Annotated in this window: 12 protein-coding genes; 6 read left to right on the top strand and 6 right to left on the bottom strand. The window is 61.9% G+C overall.

Annotation, left to right across the window (positions count from 1 at the left end):
• Positions 1–7 precede the first annotated feature (7 nt).
• The gene (locus tag ACR0J1_RS04135) at positions 8–1,171 is read left to right on the top strand and encodes a M20 aminoacylase family protein (protein ID WP_480730759.1); all 1,164 of its coding nucleotides are present in this window, start codon (positions 8–10) and stop codon (positions 1,169–1,171) included.
• Between the two features lie 17 nt (positions 1,172–1,188).
• Positions 1,189–2,352 (top strand): M20 aminoacylase family protein, encoded by a 1,164-nt coding sequence (locus ACR0J1_RS04130; protein ID WP_480730757.1) that lies wholly within the window; start codon positions 1,189–1,191, stop codon positions 2,350–2,352.
• 45 nt (positions 2,353–2,397) lie between these two features.
• Here the strand turns inward: ACR0J1_RS04130 and ACR0J1_RS04125 are convergent, their stop codons facing one another.
• Positions 2,398–3,720 carry a 3-deoxy-D-manno-octulosonic acid transferase gene (locus ACR0J1_RS04125; RefSeq protein WP_480730755.1) on the bottom strand — a complete coding sequence of 441 codons (1,323 nt, stop codon included), beginning with the start codon at positions 3,718–3,720 and terminating at the stop codon, positions 2,398–2,400.
• A 1-nt stretch (position 3,721) separates the two neighbouring features.
• The gene (gene moaA / locus ACR0J1_RS04120) at positions 3,722–4,729 is read right to left on the bottom strand and encodes a GTP 3',8-cyclase MoaA (protein ID WP_480730753.1); all 1,008 of its coding nucleotides are present in this window, start codon (positions 4,727–4,729) and stop codon (positions 3,722–3,724) included.
• A 90-nt stretch (positions 4,730–4,819) separates the two neighbouring features.
• Here moaA and ACR0J1_RS04115 point away from each other — a divergent pair, with 90 nt between their 5' ends.
• On the top strand, positions 4,820–5,227 hold the full coding sequence (locus ACR0J1_RS04115) for a hypothetical protein (protein WP_480730751.1): 408 nt from the start codon (positions 4,820–4,822) through the stop codon (positions 5,225–5,227).
• Here ACR0J1_RS04115 and ACR0J1_RS04110 read toward each other — a convergent pair.
• Genes ACR0J1_RS04110 through glmU form a run of 3 tightly spaced genes read right to left on the bottom strand, consistent with a single transcriptional unit; the run spans position 5,215 to position 9,083 of the window.
• Complete coding sequence (locus ACR0J1_RS04110) at positions 5,215–5,910, bottom strand: DNA alkylation repair protein (RefSeq protein ID WP_480730749.1); 696 nt, start codon at positions 5,908–5,910, stop codon at positions 5,215–5,217. The two genes, ACR0J1_RS04115 and ACR0J1_RS04110, sit on opposite strands and share 13 nt — an antisense overlap.
• On the bottom strand, positions 5,907–7,727 hold the full coding sequence (gene glmS, locus ACR0J1_RS04105; protein WP_480730747.1) for a glutamine--fructose-6-phosphate transaminase (isomerizing): 1,821 nt from the start codon (positions 7,725–7,727) through the stop codon (positions 5,907–5,909). The genes ACR0J1_RS04110 and glmS overlap by 4 nt, the downstream gene beginning before the upstream one ends.
• 3 nt (positions 7,728–7,730) lie before the next feature.
• A complete protein-coding gene (gene glmU / locus ACR0J1_RS04100; protein WP_480730745.1) occupies positions 7,731–9,083 on the bottom strand; it encodes a bifunctional UDP-N-acetylglucosamine diphosphorylase/glucosamine-1-phosphate N-acetyltransferase GlmU in 1,353 nt (450 codons plus the stop codon).
• Between the two features lie 134 nt (positions 9,084–9,217).
• On the opposite strand from glmU, the gene ACR0J1_RS04095 reads away from it, so the two are divergent.
• The 3 genes from ACR0J1_RS04095 to ACR0J1_RS04085 all read left to right on the top strand — a co-directional run bounded on the left by ACR0J1_RS04095 (position 9,218) and on the right by ACR0J1_RS04085 (position 12,435).
• The gene (locus ACR0J1_RS04095) at positions 9,218–9,889 is read left to right on the top strand and encodes an HAD-IA family hydrolase (protein WP_480730744.1); all 672 of its coding nucleotides are present in this window, start codon (positions 9,218–9,220) and stop codon (positions 9,887–9,889) included.
• A gap of 39 nt (positions 9,890–9,928) precedes the next feature.
• Positions 9,929–11,119 carry a DegT/DnrJ/EryC1/StrS family aminotransferase gene (locus tag ACR0J1_RS04090; RefSeq protein ID WP_480730742.1) on the top strand — a complete coding sequence of 397 codons (1,191 nt, stop codon included), beginning with the start codon at positions 9,929–9,931 and terminating at the stop codon, positions 11,117–11,119.
• Positions 11,120–11,271: 152 nt separating this feature from the next.
• The gene (locus ACR0J1_RS04085; RefSeq protein WP_480730740.1) at positions 11,272–12,435 is read left to right on the top strand and encodes an isovaleryl-CoA dehydrogenase; all 1,164 of its coding nucleotides are present in this window, start codon (positions 11,272–11,274) and stop codon (positions 12,433–12,435) included.
• A 48-nt stretch (positions 12,436–12,483) separates the two neighbouring features.
• On the opposite strand, the gene ACR0J1_RS04080 is transcribed toward ACR0J1_RS04085, so the two are convergent.
• Positions 12,484–13,086, bottom strand: a complete 603-nt coding sequence (locus tag ACR0J1_RS04080) for an OmpW/AlkL family protein (protein ID WP_480730738.1) — start codon at positions 13,084–13,086, stop codon at positions 12,484–12,486.
• Positions 13,087–13,210 lie beyond the last annotated feature (124 nt).

Raw genomic sequence — 13,210 nt, 5'->3', positions numbered from 1 at the left:
GGATCAAATGCCAATCAAGAACCGACTTGCCGAAATGCACGAGGAAATCACCGGTTGGCGGCGGGATATCCATCAGCACCCCGAGATCCTGTATGAAACCCACCGCACCAGCGCTTTGGTCGCCGAAAAGCTGAAAGCGTTCGGCTGTGATGAGGTTGTGACCGGTATTGGCCGCACCGGCGTTGTTGGCGTGATCAAGGGCAAGACCGATACGCAGGGCCGCGTGATCGGGTTGCGTGCCGATATGGATGCGCTTCCGATGCAGGAGCAGACGGGTCTCGACTACGCTTCCAAGACCGAAGGCGCGATGCACGCTTGCGGCCATGATGGCCACACGGCGATGGTGCTGGGGGCTGCGAAATACCTGTCCGAAACCCGGAACTTTGATGGCACCGCCATCGTGATCTTTCAGCCCGCCGAAGAAGGTGGCAATGGCGCCGAGGCGATGTGCAAGGACGGTCTGATGGACCGGTTCGGCATCCAAGAAGTCTATGCCATGCACAATGTGCCCGGTGTGCCGACCGGGCAGTTTGCCATTCGGTCGGGCCCATTGCTGGCCGCAGCGGATGAGTTCGACATTCATCTGGAAGGCCGCGGTGGTCACGCTGCCAAGCCGCAGGAGACCATCGATACAACCGTCATGCTGTCTCAGTTGATTGTTGCGCTGCAAACCATCGTGTCGCGCAACGCGGACCCGATCTTGCAGGCGGTTCTGTCCGTGACTTCAGTCGAAACCTCTTCCAAGGCGTTCAACGTGATCCCTCAGTCGGCACAGGTGAAGGGCACCGTGCGGACGCATTCGAACGACATGCGCGACATGATCGAAGCGCGACTGAGCGAGGTGGCGCAGGGCATCGCTGAAACTTTTGGCGGCACGGTCAAAGTGACCTATACACGTGGCGTTCCGGTGACGATCAATGCCGAGGAACAGACGGGCTATGCTTCTGAGGCCGCCGTTTTCGTGGGCGGCAGCTGTGGCGAAGCGCCGATGGTGATGGGGGGCGAGGATTTCTCGTTCATGCTGGAAGAACGCCCGGGTGCCTTTATCGTGCTGGGCAATGGAGACAGCGCCGGGCTGCACCACCCCGAATACAATTTCAATGATGAGATCATCCCGATGGGATGCTCGTGGTTTGCCGAAATGGTCGAGCGCCGGATGCCGGCGGCTTGAGATAGGAGAGAGAAGAGATGCCAGTTAAGAACCGCTTTGCTGAATTGCAGAATGAAATCACCGCATGGCGACGGGATATTCATGAGAACCCCGAAATCTTGTTCGAAACCCATCGCACCAGTGCGCTGGTCGCCGAAAAGCTGAAAGAGTTTGGCTGCGATGAGATCGTGACCGGGATCGGACGGACCGGTGTTGTGGGCGTGATCAAGGGCAAGTCCGACACCAAGGGCAAAGTCATCGGTCTGCGCGCGGACATGGATGCGTTGCCGATCCATGAGGCGACGGGGCTGGACTATGCCTCGAAAACCGACGGGGCGATGCATGCCTGTGGCCATGACGGCCATACGGCAATGCTGCTGGGAGCGGCGAAATACCTGTCGGAGACGCGCAATTTCGATGGCACCGTTGTGGTGATTTTCCAGCCCGCAGAAGAGGGCGGCGGCGGCGGTCGTGAAATGTGCGAAGACGGCATGATGGAGCGCTGGAACATTCAGGAGGTTTACGGGATGCATAACTGGCCGGGGCGTCCGGTGGGCAGCTTTGCGATCCGTCCGGGATCGTTCTTTGCGGCGACCGATCAGTTCGACATCACCTTCGAGGGCCGCGGAGGTCACGCCGCCAAACCGCAAGAGACGGTGGATACGACTGTGATGACGGCGCAGGCCGTGTTGGCGCTGCAGACGATTGCCTCGCGCAATGCGGACCCGATTGATCAGGTGGTGGTGTCGGTGACGTCGTTTGAGACCTCGTCAAAAGCGTTCAACGTGATCCCGCAGACGGTGCAGATCAAAGGCACCGTGCGCACCATGAGCAAAGAGATGCGCGATCTGGCCGAGACCCGGATCAACGAGATTTGCGCCGGGGTCGCGGCGACTTTTGGGGGCACGGCGGATGTGACCTATATCCGGGGCTACCCGGTGATGGTGAACAGTGATGAGCAGACGGATTTTGCCGCTGAGGTGGCGAAGTCGGTCTCAGGCGGCTGTGATGAAGCACCTCTGGTCATGGGGGGCGAAGATTTCGCCTTTATGCTGGAGGAGCGTCCGGGGGCTTATATTCTGGTGGGGAATGGTGATACGGCCATGGTGCATCACCCCGAGTATAACTTCAACGACGAAGCGATTCCGGCCGGGTGCAGCTGGTGGGCCGAGATCGTTGAGCAGCGGATGCCTGCGGCCTGAATGGGGTAAGCGAGGGGCCAGCCCCTCGCGCTCCCCGGGATATTTTTAGCCAGATGAAGGAGGATCCTGTGCGCGCAGGTCAAGCTGGGTGCATAAGGTTTCGATGACCGTATCCAGCGCGGAGGCTTGGGTATTGACGCAGGATTGGGCGGCGGCGCGGGCTTTGGTCAACGCCTCAGTGTCTGAGAGCCAGTGGTCGATGGCTTTGGTCAGGTCTGGGGCGGTCTGGACTTCGATGGCACCGCCGGTGTCGATCAGGGGCGCGAAGGTTTCGGCGAAGTTGAACGTGCCCGGGCCAGTGAGGACGGCAGCCCCGGACTGGACGGGTTCGAAGGGGTTGTGGCCCCCGATCTCGTTGAGCGAACCGCCGAGGAAAACGATTGGGCTGAGCGCGTACCATGTGCCCAGCTCACCCAGCGTGTCAGCCATGTAGACTTGGGTGTCGTGGGTGATCGGTTGGTTGGCGCTGCGCGTGGCATGGGTCAGGTCGGCCTGCGCGATCAACTTGGCGATATCGTCGCGGCGCTCGGGGTGGCGCGGGACAAGCAGCAGCAGCAGGTCGGGCCGCTGGGTCAGCAGGGCAGCGTGGGCGGCCAGAACCGTTTCTTCCTCGCCAGCGTGGGTTGAGCTTGCGATCCAGATCGGACGGTCTCCGATTTGCGCTTTGATTTGCGCCAGCGCGGCGTCGTCGACCGGTAGCGGGTCCGACATCGCCTTGAGGTTGGTGCCAGGGCGGACCCGCTCAGCCCGCGCGCCCATCGCGAGCAGGTTGCTGGCGGTTTTGTCATTCTGGGTCAGGAACAGCCGGAATTGATCCAATAGGAAGTGGGCGGTCTTGGGGCGTTTCTTCCAGGCCGCAACGGATTTGTCGGACAGACGCGCGTTCAGAAGCGCCAGAGATGTGCCCCGGGCTGTGCTATCGACGATCAGGCGAGGCCAGAGCTCGCTTTCGACGAAGATCCCGGCATCCGGCCGCCAATGATTCAGAAAACGACGTACCGGGGCCGCGGTGTCCAGAGGCGGGTATTGGTGACGCGTGCGGGGCGGCAGGCGTTTCTGGATCAGCGCGGCCGAGGTGGGGGTTCCGGATGTGATGAGGAATTCGGCATTCGGCAGTCGGTCGCCCAGACGTTTGATCAGGCTCAGGACCGACAGGCTTTCGCCGACGCTGGCGGCGTGAAACCAGATCAGTTGGCCTGCGGGGCGGGGCAGGCTGGCATGGCCCAGACGTTCCTGTTGCCGCTGCTCGGGTACGCCCGCGTCTCGCAGCTTGTTGCGGACGGTGCGCCAAACCAGCGGCCACAGCAGCGCGGTTGCGCCGCAATACAAGGTGTAGATCAGCGTTGGACGCGGGCCCGGGGCGGGCATGTCAGCCGCCTGTGTGGCTCATGTGGCGGCTCATCCGGCCGTCGACCGCCTGACGGGAATAGTCGAAGTCGTGCCCCTTGGGTTTGAGGGTGATGGCCGCACGGATCGCATCTTCGAGCGGTTGTTCTGTCTCGGGGTGGTCGCGCAGGGCGCCACGCAGATCGGCCATGTCCTCTTGCCCAAGGCACATGAAAAGCTCTCCGGTGCAGGTCAGGCGCACGCGGTTGCAGCTTTCGCAGAAGTTATGGCTGAGCGGCGTGATGAATCCGATCTTCTGGTCCGATTCTTCCAGCCGGACATAGCGGGCCGGGCCGCCCGTGCGCTCGGCCAGATCGGTGACTGTGTAGTGGTTCTCGTATTCCTTGCGCACGTCTTTCAGGGACCAGTACTGATCCAGCCGGTCCTCGTTGCCGATATCGCCCATGGGCATGACTTCGATCCAGGTCAGGTCCATATCGCGTTCTGCACACCATTCGGTGATGCGGGGCAGTTCGGGCTCGTTAAAGCCTTTCAGCGCCACGGCGTTGATCTTGATCCGCAGACCGGCCTTTTGCGCTGCGTCGATGCCGTTCAGCACCTGTTTCAGGCGGCCCCAGCGGGTGATGCTGGCAAATTTGTCGTCGTCAAGAGTGTCTAGCGAGACATTCACGCGGCGGACGCCCGCCGCATACAGGTCTTCCGAAAACCGATGCAACTGCGAACCGTTGGTCGTCAGGGTCAGTTCCTTCAGCGCGCCGCTATCCAGGTGCCGTGTCATATTATGGAAGAATGACATGATGTTACGGCGCACCAGAGGCTCACCCCCGGTGATGCGCAGTTTTTCGACGCCCATCTTAATGAAGGTCGTACACATCCGATCCAGCTCTTCCAGCGTCAGAAGGTCCTTTTTGGGCAGGAACTTCATGTCCTCGGACATGCAATAAACGCACCGGAAATCGCAGCGGTCCGTGACGGAGACGCGGAGATAGGTGATGGCGCGGGCAAACGGGTCGATAAGCGGTGCTGTCATGGTTCTTAGGTAAAGCGCAAGTTAGGCCGCGGCAAGGGTGAACTGTGCTTTGGACTGGTGCAGATGGGCACAGGGCGATAGGCTTTGGTCATGAAATATCTGTTGCTTTTGCTATGTGTTGCGGTTGCGGGTTGCGACGTGATCCGGTCGACCAGTGATCGGGTGTTCGGTGCGCCTGATGCCGCGCCAGATCCTGCGCCAACTGTTGTCGAGCCCACGCCAGAGGTGCAGCCCGCGGCGGTGGAGACCGGGTGGAGCGGCGCAAAGACGACGGTGGCCGGGTTGGGAGATCCGAATACGCCGGGGCGCTGGCTGCAGACCCCGCTTGTGCAGGCCGAAACCAATGGCCGGGTGGTCGTGCCGCGTACCGGGGCGCAGGCCTATGTCACGCTGGTGCCCGCGCCCGAGGGTGGCGGCAGTCGCCTGTCGCTTGAAGCGATGCGGGCGCTGTTGGTCCCGTTTGATGAATTGATCGAGCTACAGGTCTACTCGGACTGATCGCGCAGGTATTTACCGGCTTCTTTGCGGGCAAAGGGTTTCATTGCGGCGCCGTGCTGATTGAGAAAGGCGCCGGTGCGGTCGGGGTCGTGTTTCGAAAGCTCACGCAGCCACCAGGCGATAGCCTTCTGAATGAACCAGTCCCGGTCGGGCACGTAAGCTACGGCCCAGCGCAGAATCCGGTCACGGCATTCAAGCTCTTGGGGCTTTGGGTGGTTCTGTTTGGTCCACGGCAGGGTTGCCACAAGGGCCGCGCGGCGGGTCCACATATGATCTGAGGTGGTCCAGAGTTCGACCTGATCCAGCCGCGTGGGGTCGGCGGTCAGACGCTTTTGCAGGGCCATGCAGGCGTGATCGGCCACCGCCCAGGCATCGAAATCGGGCAGCCAGCTTTGCAGAAGATCCCAGACCCCGTTATCGGGCCGGATGCGCGCCTGCGTCAGTAGCTTGGCGGCGGCCAGCCTGCCTTCGTGGATATTGGTTTGCCAGAGGGCGTCTGCCAGATCGACCCGGGCCGAAATGTCTAGTTCGCGCCGCCAGAGCTTGGTCAGGTCATTCAGGATCGGATTGGCGACGCCCAGGTAGGGGCGGTCGGCCTTGTGATAGGCCGCCATCTTTCCGGCCCGGTCGGGGTCGGCATGGGCTTTGATCTGATCCAGATAGGCGTCGGGTGCGCCGCTCATTCGACGGTTACCGATTTCGCAAGGTTGCGCGGCTGGTCCACATCTGTCCCCTTGGCGACGGCGGTGTGATAGGCCAGCAACTGCGCCGGCACCGAATACAGGATCGGGGCGATGCTGGTGTGGATATGCGGCATCCTGATTGTGCTCCAGACCCCGTCCTGGGCGTCGGCGATGCCATCATCGTCCGAGATCAGAATGACCTTGCCCTTGCGTGCCATAACCTCTTGCATGTTGGAAACCGTTTTGTCGAATACGGCATCGCGCGGGGCCATCACGACCACCGGCATGTGCTTGTCGATCAGGGCGATCGGGCCGTGCTTCAGTTCGCCCGACGCATAGCCTTCGGCGTGTATGTAGCTGATTTCCTTTAGCTTCAGCGCGCCTTCCATCGCCAGCGGATACATCAGGCCGCGCCCCAGAAACAGAACGTCGCGCGCCTCGGACAGGCGCTGAGCGGCCTGACGGATGACCTCGCTCTGATCCAGTGCGGTGTTCAGGACGGCAGGCAGTCCGCGCAGGGCGGCGGCGTGGTCGGCCAGTTCCTCGTCATTCAGCGTACCCCGGTCGGCGGCCGCCTTCAGCGCCAGCATCAGCAACACGCTTAGCTGGCAGGTGAACGCCTTGGTCGAGGCGACGCCGATCTCGACGCCCGCATGGATCGGCAGCGCCACATCGCTTTCGCGCGCGATCGAGCTTTCGGGCACATTCACCACCGAGACGATCTTGTCCGCCTTGCCTTCGCAATAGCGCAGTGCCGCCAGCGTGTCGGCGGTCTCGCCCGACTGGCTGACAAACAGGGCCAGCGTACGGTCGGTGATCGGAGGTTCGCGATAGCGGAACTCGCTGGCGATATCGACCTCGACAGGCATCTGAGCCAGCTGCTCGAACCAGTATTTGGCGGTGAGGCAGGCGTAGTAGGCGGTGCCACAGGCCACCATGGTCAACCGGTCCAGCTGTGAAAAGTCCAATTCGTCGGGCAGGATGACGCGGTCGCCGCCAGTGGGCAGATACGAGCGGATCGCCTCGGCCACCACGACCGGCTGCTCGGCGATTTCCTTGGCCATGTAGTGCTTGTGCCCACCCTTGTCGGTACGCGCCTGATCAATGCGGATCTGCCGCATCTCGCGGTTGGCGATCTCACCGGCCTCGTTGCGGATTTCAAGCGAGGTGCGAGTCAGAACCGCGCGGTCGCCTTCTTCCAGATAGGTGATCCGATCCGTCAGCGGTGCCAGCGCAATCGCGTCCGAACCCACATACATTTCATCGTCACCGTGACCGATGGCCAGAGGCGAGCCCTTGCGGGCGGCCACGATCAGATCGTCCTGCCCGTTGAACAGGAAAGCCAGCGCAAACGCCCCGTCCAGCCGGTCAATGGCCTTGAAGGCGGCCGCGACCGGGTCAAGGCCCGATGCCATGTAATGTTCCGTCAGCAGCGCAACGGTTTCGGTGTCGGTTTCCGTTTCGAACCCGATCCCATGTGCAGCCAGTTCTGCCCGCAGCTCGCGGTAATTCTCGACGATACCGTTATGCACGACGGCAACCGGCCCGGCCTTGTGGGGATGAGCGTTGCCGACTGACGGCGCGCCATGGGTGGCCCAGCGGGTGTGGCCGATGCCGGATTTGCCGGGCAGGGGATCGTGCACCAGCAGATCGCTGAGATTGACCAGCTTGCCCACGGCCCGCCGCCGGTCCAGCGTGCCGTCATTGACGGTCGCAATCCCGGCGCTGTCATAACCGCGATATTCCAGCCGCTTCAGCGCCTCGACCAGAATGGGGGCTGCTTCGTGACTGCCCAGAACACCTACGATTCCACACATGGCTCAGGCTCCTCCGTCGCGGCGCGCTTTTTTCGCCTTCAGCATATCAAACAGTTTTCGCGCATAGCCGGGTTTGTTGTCCTGCCGCGCGCGGGCGACGGCGAGGGCATCTGGTTCCACATCTTTCGTCACCACAGTGCCGGTTGCCGTCATGGCCCCATCGCCCAGCGAGACCGGAGCGACCAGCATCGTGTTCGACCCGATGAACACATTTTCCCCGATCGTGGTCTTGTGTTTCATCACGCCGTCATAGTTGCAGGTGATCGTGCCCGCACCGATATTGGTCGCTGCCCCGACCGAGGCATCGCCCACATAGCTGAGGTGATTCACCTTCGCACCTTCGGCGATCTCGGCATTCTTGATCTCGACGAAATTACCGACGCGGGTGTTTTCGGCCAGTTCCGTGCCCGGGCGCAGCCGGGCATAGGGGCCAACGGTGGCGCCTCGGCTGACATGACAGCCTTCCAGATGCGAAAACGCCCGAATGGTGGCACCGCTTTCGACGGTTACGCCGGGGCCGAAGACCACGTTTGGTTCGATCACGGTGTCGCGCCCGATGGCGGTGTCTGCGGCTAGATACACCGTGTCGGGGGCCATCAGCGTGACGCCCAGATCCAGCAACTCGGCCCGTGCGCGCGTCTGAAAGATCGCGTCCGCGGCGGCCAGATCCGCGCGCGAGTTCACGCCCAATGTCTGTGCTTCGTCACAGGCCACTGCGGTGACGCGCAGGCCGCGCTTCCGGGCGATCTCGACAATATCGGTCAGATAGTATTCGCCCGACGCGTTGTCATTTCCAACTGCGTCAATCAGCGAGAACAACGTTTGCGCGTCGCAGGCCATAAGACCAGAGTTGCAAAGGGTTATGGCGCGCTCTTCATCCGATGCGTCCTTGAATTCGACAATCCGTTCCAGCATTTCGCCGTTCATGACAAGGCGGCCATAACGCGCGGGATCGGCTGCCTCGAAGCCCAGGATGACCAGATCATTCCCGGCCCGCGCGGCGATCATCCGTTCCAGCGTATCGGGTTGCAGAAACGGGGTGTCGCCAAACAGAACGACCGCATCGCCCTCGAACCCTGCCAACGCATCACGAGCCTGGGCGACGGCGTGCGCGGTGCCCAGTTGCTCTTGCTGCACCACGATCTGCGCGGTCTCGTCCTCGGCCTGCGCCACTTTCGAGACCGCCTCGGCCCCGTGGCCTGTGACGATCACAGTGTACTGAGGCGACAGGACGGCCCCGGCGCGCATGGCATGGACCAGCATCGGGGTTTGCGCGATGGGATGCAGGACTTTGGGAAGGTCAGAGTTCATTCTTGTGCCTTTCCCGGCGGCAAGAATGACAAGGGCGGTGGTCATGAAATCGTTTTCTCTTTGTGTTTTGATGCGGCCCGTTTTATCCGCTGTGATCAAGGGCGCAAGCGGTTCTGGCATCAAAGAAGATTGCCGTTTGCAACATGACACGGCGAAAACCCGCTGAGGCAGGAGGCGACATGCGCACGGTGATCTTCGATCTGGACGGCACGCTGGCGGATACATCCGGCGATCTGCTGGCCGCCGCGAACCACTGTTTCCGGCAGATGGGGCATGGCGACGTGCTGATCCACGATCAGGATGCAGGCGTCGCGCTGCGCGGGGGGCGGATGATGCTGACCCATGGGCTGAAACGCGTCGGTGCTTATGCGGAAGAGACGGTTCTGGCCTACTACCCCGTGCTGCTCGACGCCTATGCCGAGGCAATCGATACCCATACAAGGTTCTACCCCGGTGCCATTGCGGCGGTCGAGCGCCTTGCAGATGCCGGTTATGGTGTCGGAATCTGCACCAACAAGCCCGAGGCGCTGGCTGATCTTCTGCTGACCCGGCTGGGGGTACGCGACCGGTTTGCCTCGCTGGTGGGGGCCGATACGCTGCCGGTGCGCAAGCCCGACCCCGAACCGCTGCGCGAGGCGGCGCGGCGGGCGGGTGGCCATCCCGATCACTGCGTCCTGATCGGCGACTCGGACACCGACCGGAATACGGCGCGGGCCGCCGGGGTGCCTTCGGTTCTGGTGACCTTTGGCCCCTCGGGCGATGATATGGCGGCGCTGGAGCCTGAGGCGCTGCTGCATCATTTTGATGATTTACCGAAACTGGTCTCCGATTTGATCGGAGCGGCGGTGTGATCCCTTGACCCGGGCGGCAGCCGGTATCAGAACAGCCTTATGACCGAGACCTTTACCGGCAGCTTCACCCAGCAGGAACCGATCCCCGATGAGGCCATCGAGGCGGCGCTGGCCGTGCTGCATCATGGCCGACTGCATCGCTACAATGTCACGCCCGGCGAGTTGAGCGAGACGGCATTGCTGGAACAGGACTTTGCCGCGCAGATGGGCGCGAAATACTGTCTGGCGGTGGCGTCGGGCGGGTATGCTCTGGCCACCGCGCTGCGGGCGGTGGGGGTAAGGCCCGGTGATGCGGTGCTGACCAATGCCTTTACGCTGGCTCCGGTGCCGGGGGCGATTGCCTCGGTTGGTGCGCGGCCGGTGTTTGTGGGCGTGACCGAGGCGCTGACGATTGATCTGGACGATCTGGCGGCCAAGCTGGATCAGGCGCGGGTGCTTATGCTGAGCCATATGCGCGGCCATCTGTGCGACATGGACCGGCTGATGCAGATATGTGATGCCGCCGGGGTCACCGTGATCGAGGATTGTGCGCATACGATGGGGGCTGCCTGGCGCGGGCAGATGTCCGGGCGGCAAGGTGCCATCGGGTGCTATTCCTGTCAGACCTACAAGCATGTCAACTCGGGCGAGGGCGGTCTGCTGATCACCGATGATCCCGAGATTGCGGCGCGGGCGATTATGCTGTCGGGGTCCTATATGCTCTATGAACGTCATCTGGCCGCGCCGGGGCCTGAAGTATTCGAGCGGATCAAATATGACACGCCCAATATCTCGGGCCGGATGGACAACCTGCGGGCCGCGATCCTGCGCCCGCAACTGCGCGATCTGGACCGGCAGGTCACGCGCTGGAACGAGCGCTATGCCGAGGTTGAGGCCGGTCTGCGCGGGACACCGGGCCTGACGGTTGTCGAACGGCCCTCGGACGAGACCTATGTGGGATCGTCGATCCAGTTTCTGTTGCTGGATTGGTCGCCCGAGCGCATTGCCGAGGTGATCAGCCGCTGCGCCGCGCGGGGTGTCGAGCTGAAGTGGTTCGGCGGTGACGAGCCCAGTGGCTTTACCTCGCGCTATGATAGCTGGCGTTATGCGGACAGTGACCGGATGCCGGACAGTGACCGTATTCTGGCCGGGATCATGGATATGCGGGTGCCGCTGACCTTTTCCATCGAAGATTGCCGCCTGATCGCGCGGATCATCCGCGCCGAGGTGGGCACCGTCTATCAGTCGTAATCCAACGGAGTGCGCTTTCAGCGCACGCTCGATTTTTGGCAAAACGCCGCCCTTTGCGGGCGTCGCTTTGTGCACTGTCGTTGACCGGAGGTGGATTCGCTGCTATCTGATTATTGAACACTTGTTCATTAACTCAATCGGAGGTGTCCCGCATGTTCACGGCCACAATGCAATTCGATCTGGGCGAGGACGTGAACGCCCTGCGCGAGATGGTTCATCGCTGGGCGCAGGAACGCGTGAAGCCGATGGCGGCAGAGATTGACGCCTCGAACGCTTTTCCTAATGAGCTGTGGAAAGAGATGGGCGATCTTGGCCTGCTGGGCGTCACGGTGCCCGAGGAATATGGCGGGGCAGGGATGTCTTATCTGGCCCATACCATCGCGGTGGAAGAGGTGGCGCGGGCTTCGGCCTCGGTGTCGTTGTCCTATGGGGCGCATTCGAACCTGTGCGTGAACCAGATCAAGTTGAACGGCTCTGCGGAGCAGAAGCAGAAATACCTGCCGCGCCTGATCTCGGGCGATCATGTGGGGGCGCTGGCCATGTCCGAGCCCTCGGCCGGGTCGGATGTGGTGTCGATGAAGTTGCGCGCCGAGAAGCGCAACGATCACTACCGGCTGAACGGCAACAAGTACTGGATTACCAACGGGCCGGATGCGGATACCCTTGTGGTTTATGCCAAGACCGACCCTGAGGCGGGGTCAAAAGGGATCACTGCTTTTCTGATCGAGAAAGAGATGACGGGTTTCTCGACCTCGCCCCATTTCGACAAGCTGGGGATGCGTGGGTCGAATACGGCTGAGCTGATCTTTGAAGATGTCGAGGTGCCGTTCGAGAATGTCCTGGGCGAAGAAGGCCGGGGCGTTGCCGTTCTGATGTCCGGTCTCGACTATGAACGCGTTGTGCTGGCCGGGATCGGCACCGGCATCATGGCGGCCTGTCTGGATGAGGTCATGCCTTATCTGGCCGAGCGTAAGCAGTTCGGCAAACCAATCGGCAGTTTCCAACTGATGCAGGGCAAGATTGCGGATATGTATACCGCGATGAACTCGGCGCGCGCCTATGTCTATGAGGTGGCCAAGGCCTGTGATCGGGGGGACGTGACCCGTCAAGATGCGGCGGCGTGCTGTCTTTATGCGTCCGAGCAGGCGATGGTGCAGGCGCATCAGGCCGTACAGGCGCTGGGCGGGGCCGGGTTCCTGTCGGATGCGCCGGTTAGCCGGATTTTCCGTGATGCCAAGCTGATGGAGATCGGCGCGGGCACCAGCGAAATTCGCCGGATGCTGATCGGGCGCGAAATGATGAATGAGATGCGGTGACGAAAAACCCCGCGGCCGGGTAGGCCGCGGAGCTTTGATGTGATTGGATCAGAAGCGATGAACGTAGGACACGCCCACCAGCCATGGGTCAATCTCGACGGTTCCGATATCGGCACCGTCCAGAGTGGCGTCCGAGTCGATGTCGAACCAGCGCACGTTCAGACGGACCGCACCCGCATCCGAGACGGCATAGTCCACACCGGCCTGCAGTGCGATACCGACCGAGTTATCAAGCTCGAGGTCGCCCAGCGACGACTGCTCGTCGAAGAAGATGGTGTAGTTCACGCCCGCGCCGACATACGGCGTCCAGGCGCTGCCCGTCGGGATGTGATAGTTCAGCGACAGGGTGGGCGGCAGGTGATCGACGCTGCCGATCTCGGTGCCCCCAAGCGAGACATCGTGGTCGTAGGGGGTCGAGGCCAGAAGTTCGATGCCCAGATTGTCGCGGATGAAGTATTCGACCGTAAAGATCGGGCGGGTGTCCGAACCGACTTCGGCGTCCAGACCGGCCAGGGTGCCGTTATCGGACTTGGGGTCCAGATAACCGAGACCTGCACCAAGCGTCCAATCGCCTTGCGATTGGGCGAAAGCGGGGGCGGCCAGCGCGACAAGTGCGGTAGAAAGAGTCAAAGCGGCGAGTTTCTTTGTCATATTCATGCCTTTTGTTTTGTTGGTTCCCAAGTTCTGGGGGCAGGGCTGCGCGGGAACTCTGATCTGCATCAAATTGTCGTGACAGAGGTGGGCGGCGATGCTTGCTCAGAGGCCTGTAAAACAA

This window comes from Ruegeria sp. CJ3, from assembly GCF_056536725.1.
The sequence above is the reverse complement of the archived record's forward strand: the minus strand, read 5'-3'. Positions and strand labels throughout refer to the sequence as shown.

Excerpts from the sequence above, each read along its gene's own strand:
- ACR0J1_RS04135 (WP_480730759.1), top strand. The coding sequence starts at position 8 with ATGCCAATCAAGAACCGACTTGCCGAAATGCACGAGGAAATCACCGGT.
- ACR0J1_RS04130 (WP_480730757.1), top strand. The coding sequence starts at position 1,189 with ATGCCAGTTAAGAACCGCTTTGCTGAATTGCAGAATGAAATCACCGCA.
- ACR0J1_RS04125 (WP_480730755.1), bottom strand. The coding sequence starts at position 3,720 with ATGCCCGCCCCGGGCCCGCGTCCAACGCTGATCTACACCTTGTATTGC.
- moaA (WP_480730753.1), bottom strand. The coding sequence starts at position 4,729 with ATGACAGCACCGCTTATCGACCCGTTTGCCCGCGCCATCACCTATCTC.
- ACR0J1_RS04115 (WP_480730751.1), top strand. The coding sequence starts at position 4,820 with ATGAAATATCTGTTGCTTTTGCTATGTGTTGCGGTTGCGGGTTGCGAC.
- ACR0J1_RS04110 (WP_480730749.1), bottom strand. The coding sequence starts at position 5,910 with ATGAGCGGCGCACCCGACGCCTATCTGGATCAGATCAAAGCCCATGCC.
- glmS (WP_480730747.1), bottom strand. The coding sequence starts at position 7,727 with ATGTGTGGAATCGTAGGTGTTCTGGGCAGTCACGAAGCAGCCCCCATT.
- glmU (WP_480730745.1), bottom strand. The coding sequence starts at position 9,083 with ATGACCACCGCCCTTGTCATTCTTGCCGCCGGGAAAGGCACAAGAATG.
- ACR0J1_RS04095 (WP_480730744.1), top strand. The coding sequence starts at position 9,218 with ATGCGCACGGTGATCTTCGATCTGGACGGCACGCTGGCGGATACATCC.
- ACR0J1_RS04090 (WP_480730742.1), top strand. The coding sequence starts at position 9,929 with ATGACCGAGACCTTTACCGGCAGCTTCACCCAGCAGGAACCGATCCCC.
- ACR0J1_RS04085 (WP_480730740.1), top strand. The coding sequence starts at position 11,272 with ATGTTCACGGCCACAATGCAATTCGATCTGGGCGAGGACGTGAACGCC.
- ACR0J1_RS04080 (WP_480730738.1), bottom strand. The coding sequence starts at position 13,086 with ATGACAAAGAAACTCGCCGCTTTGACTCTTTCTACCGCACTTGTCGCG.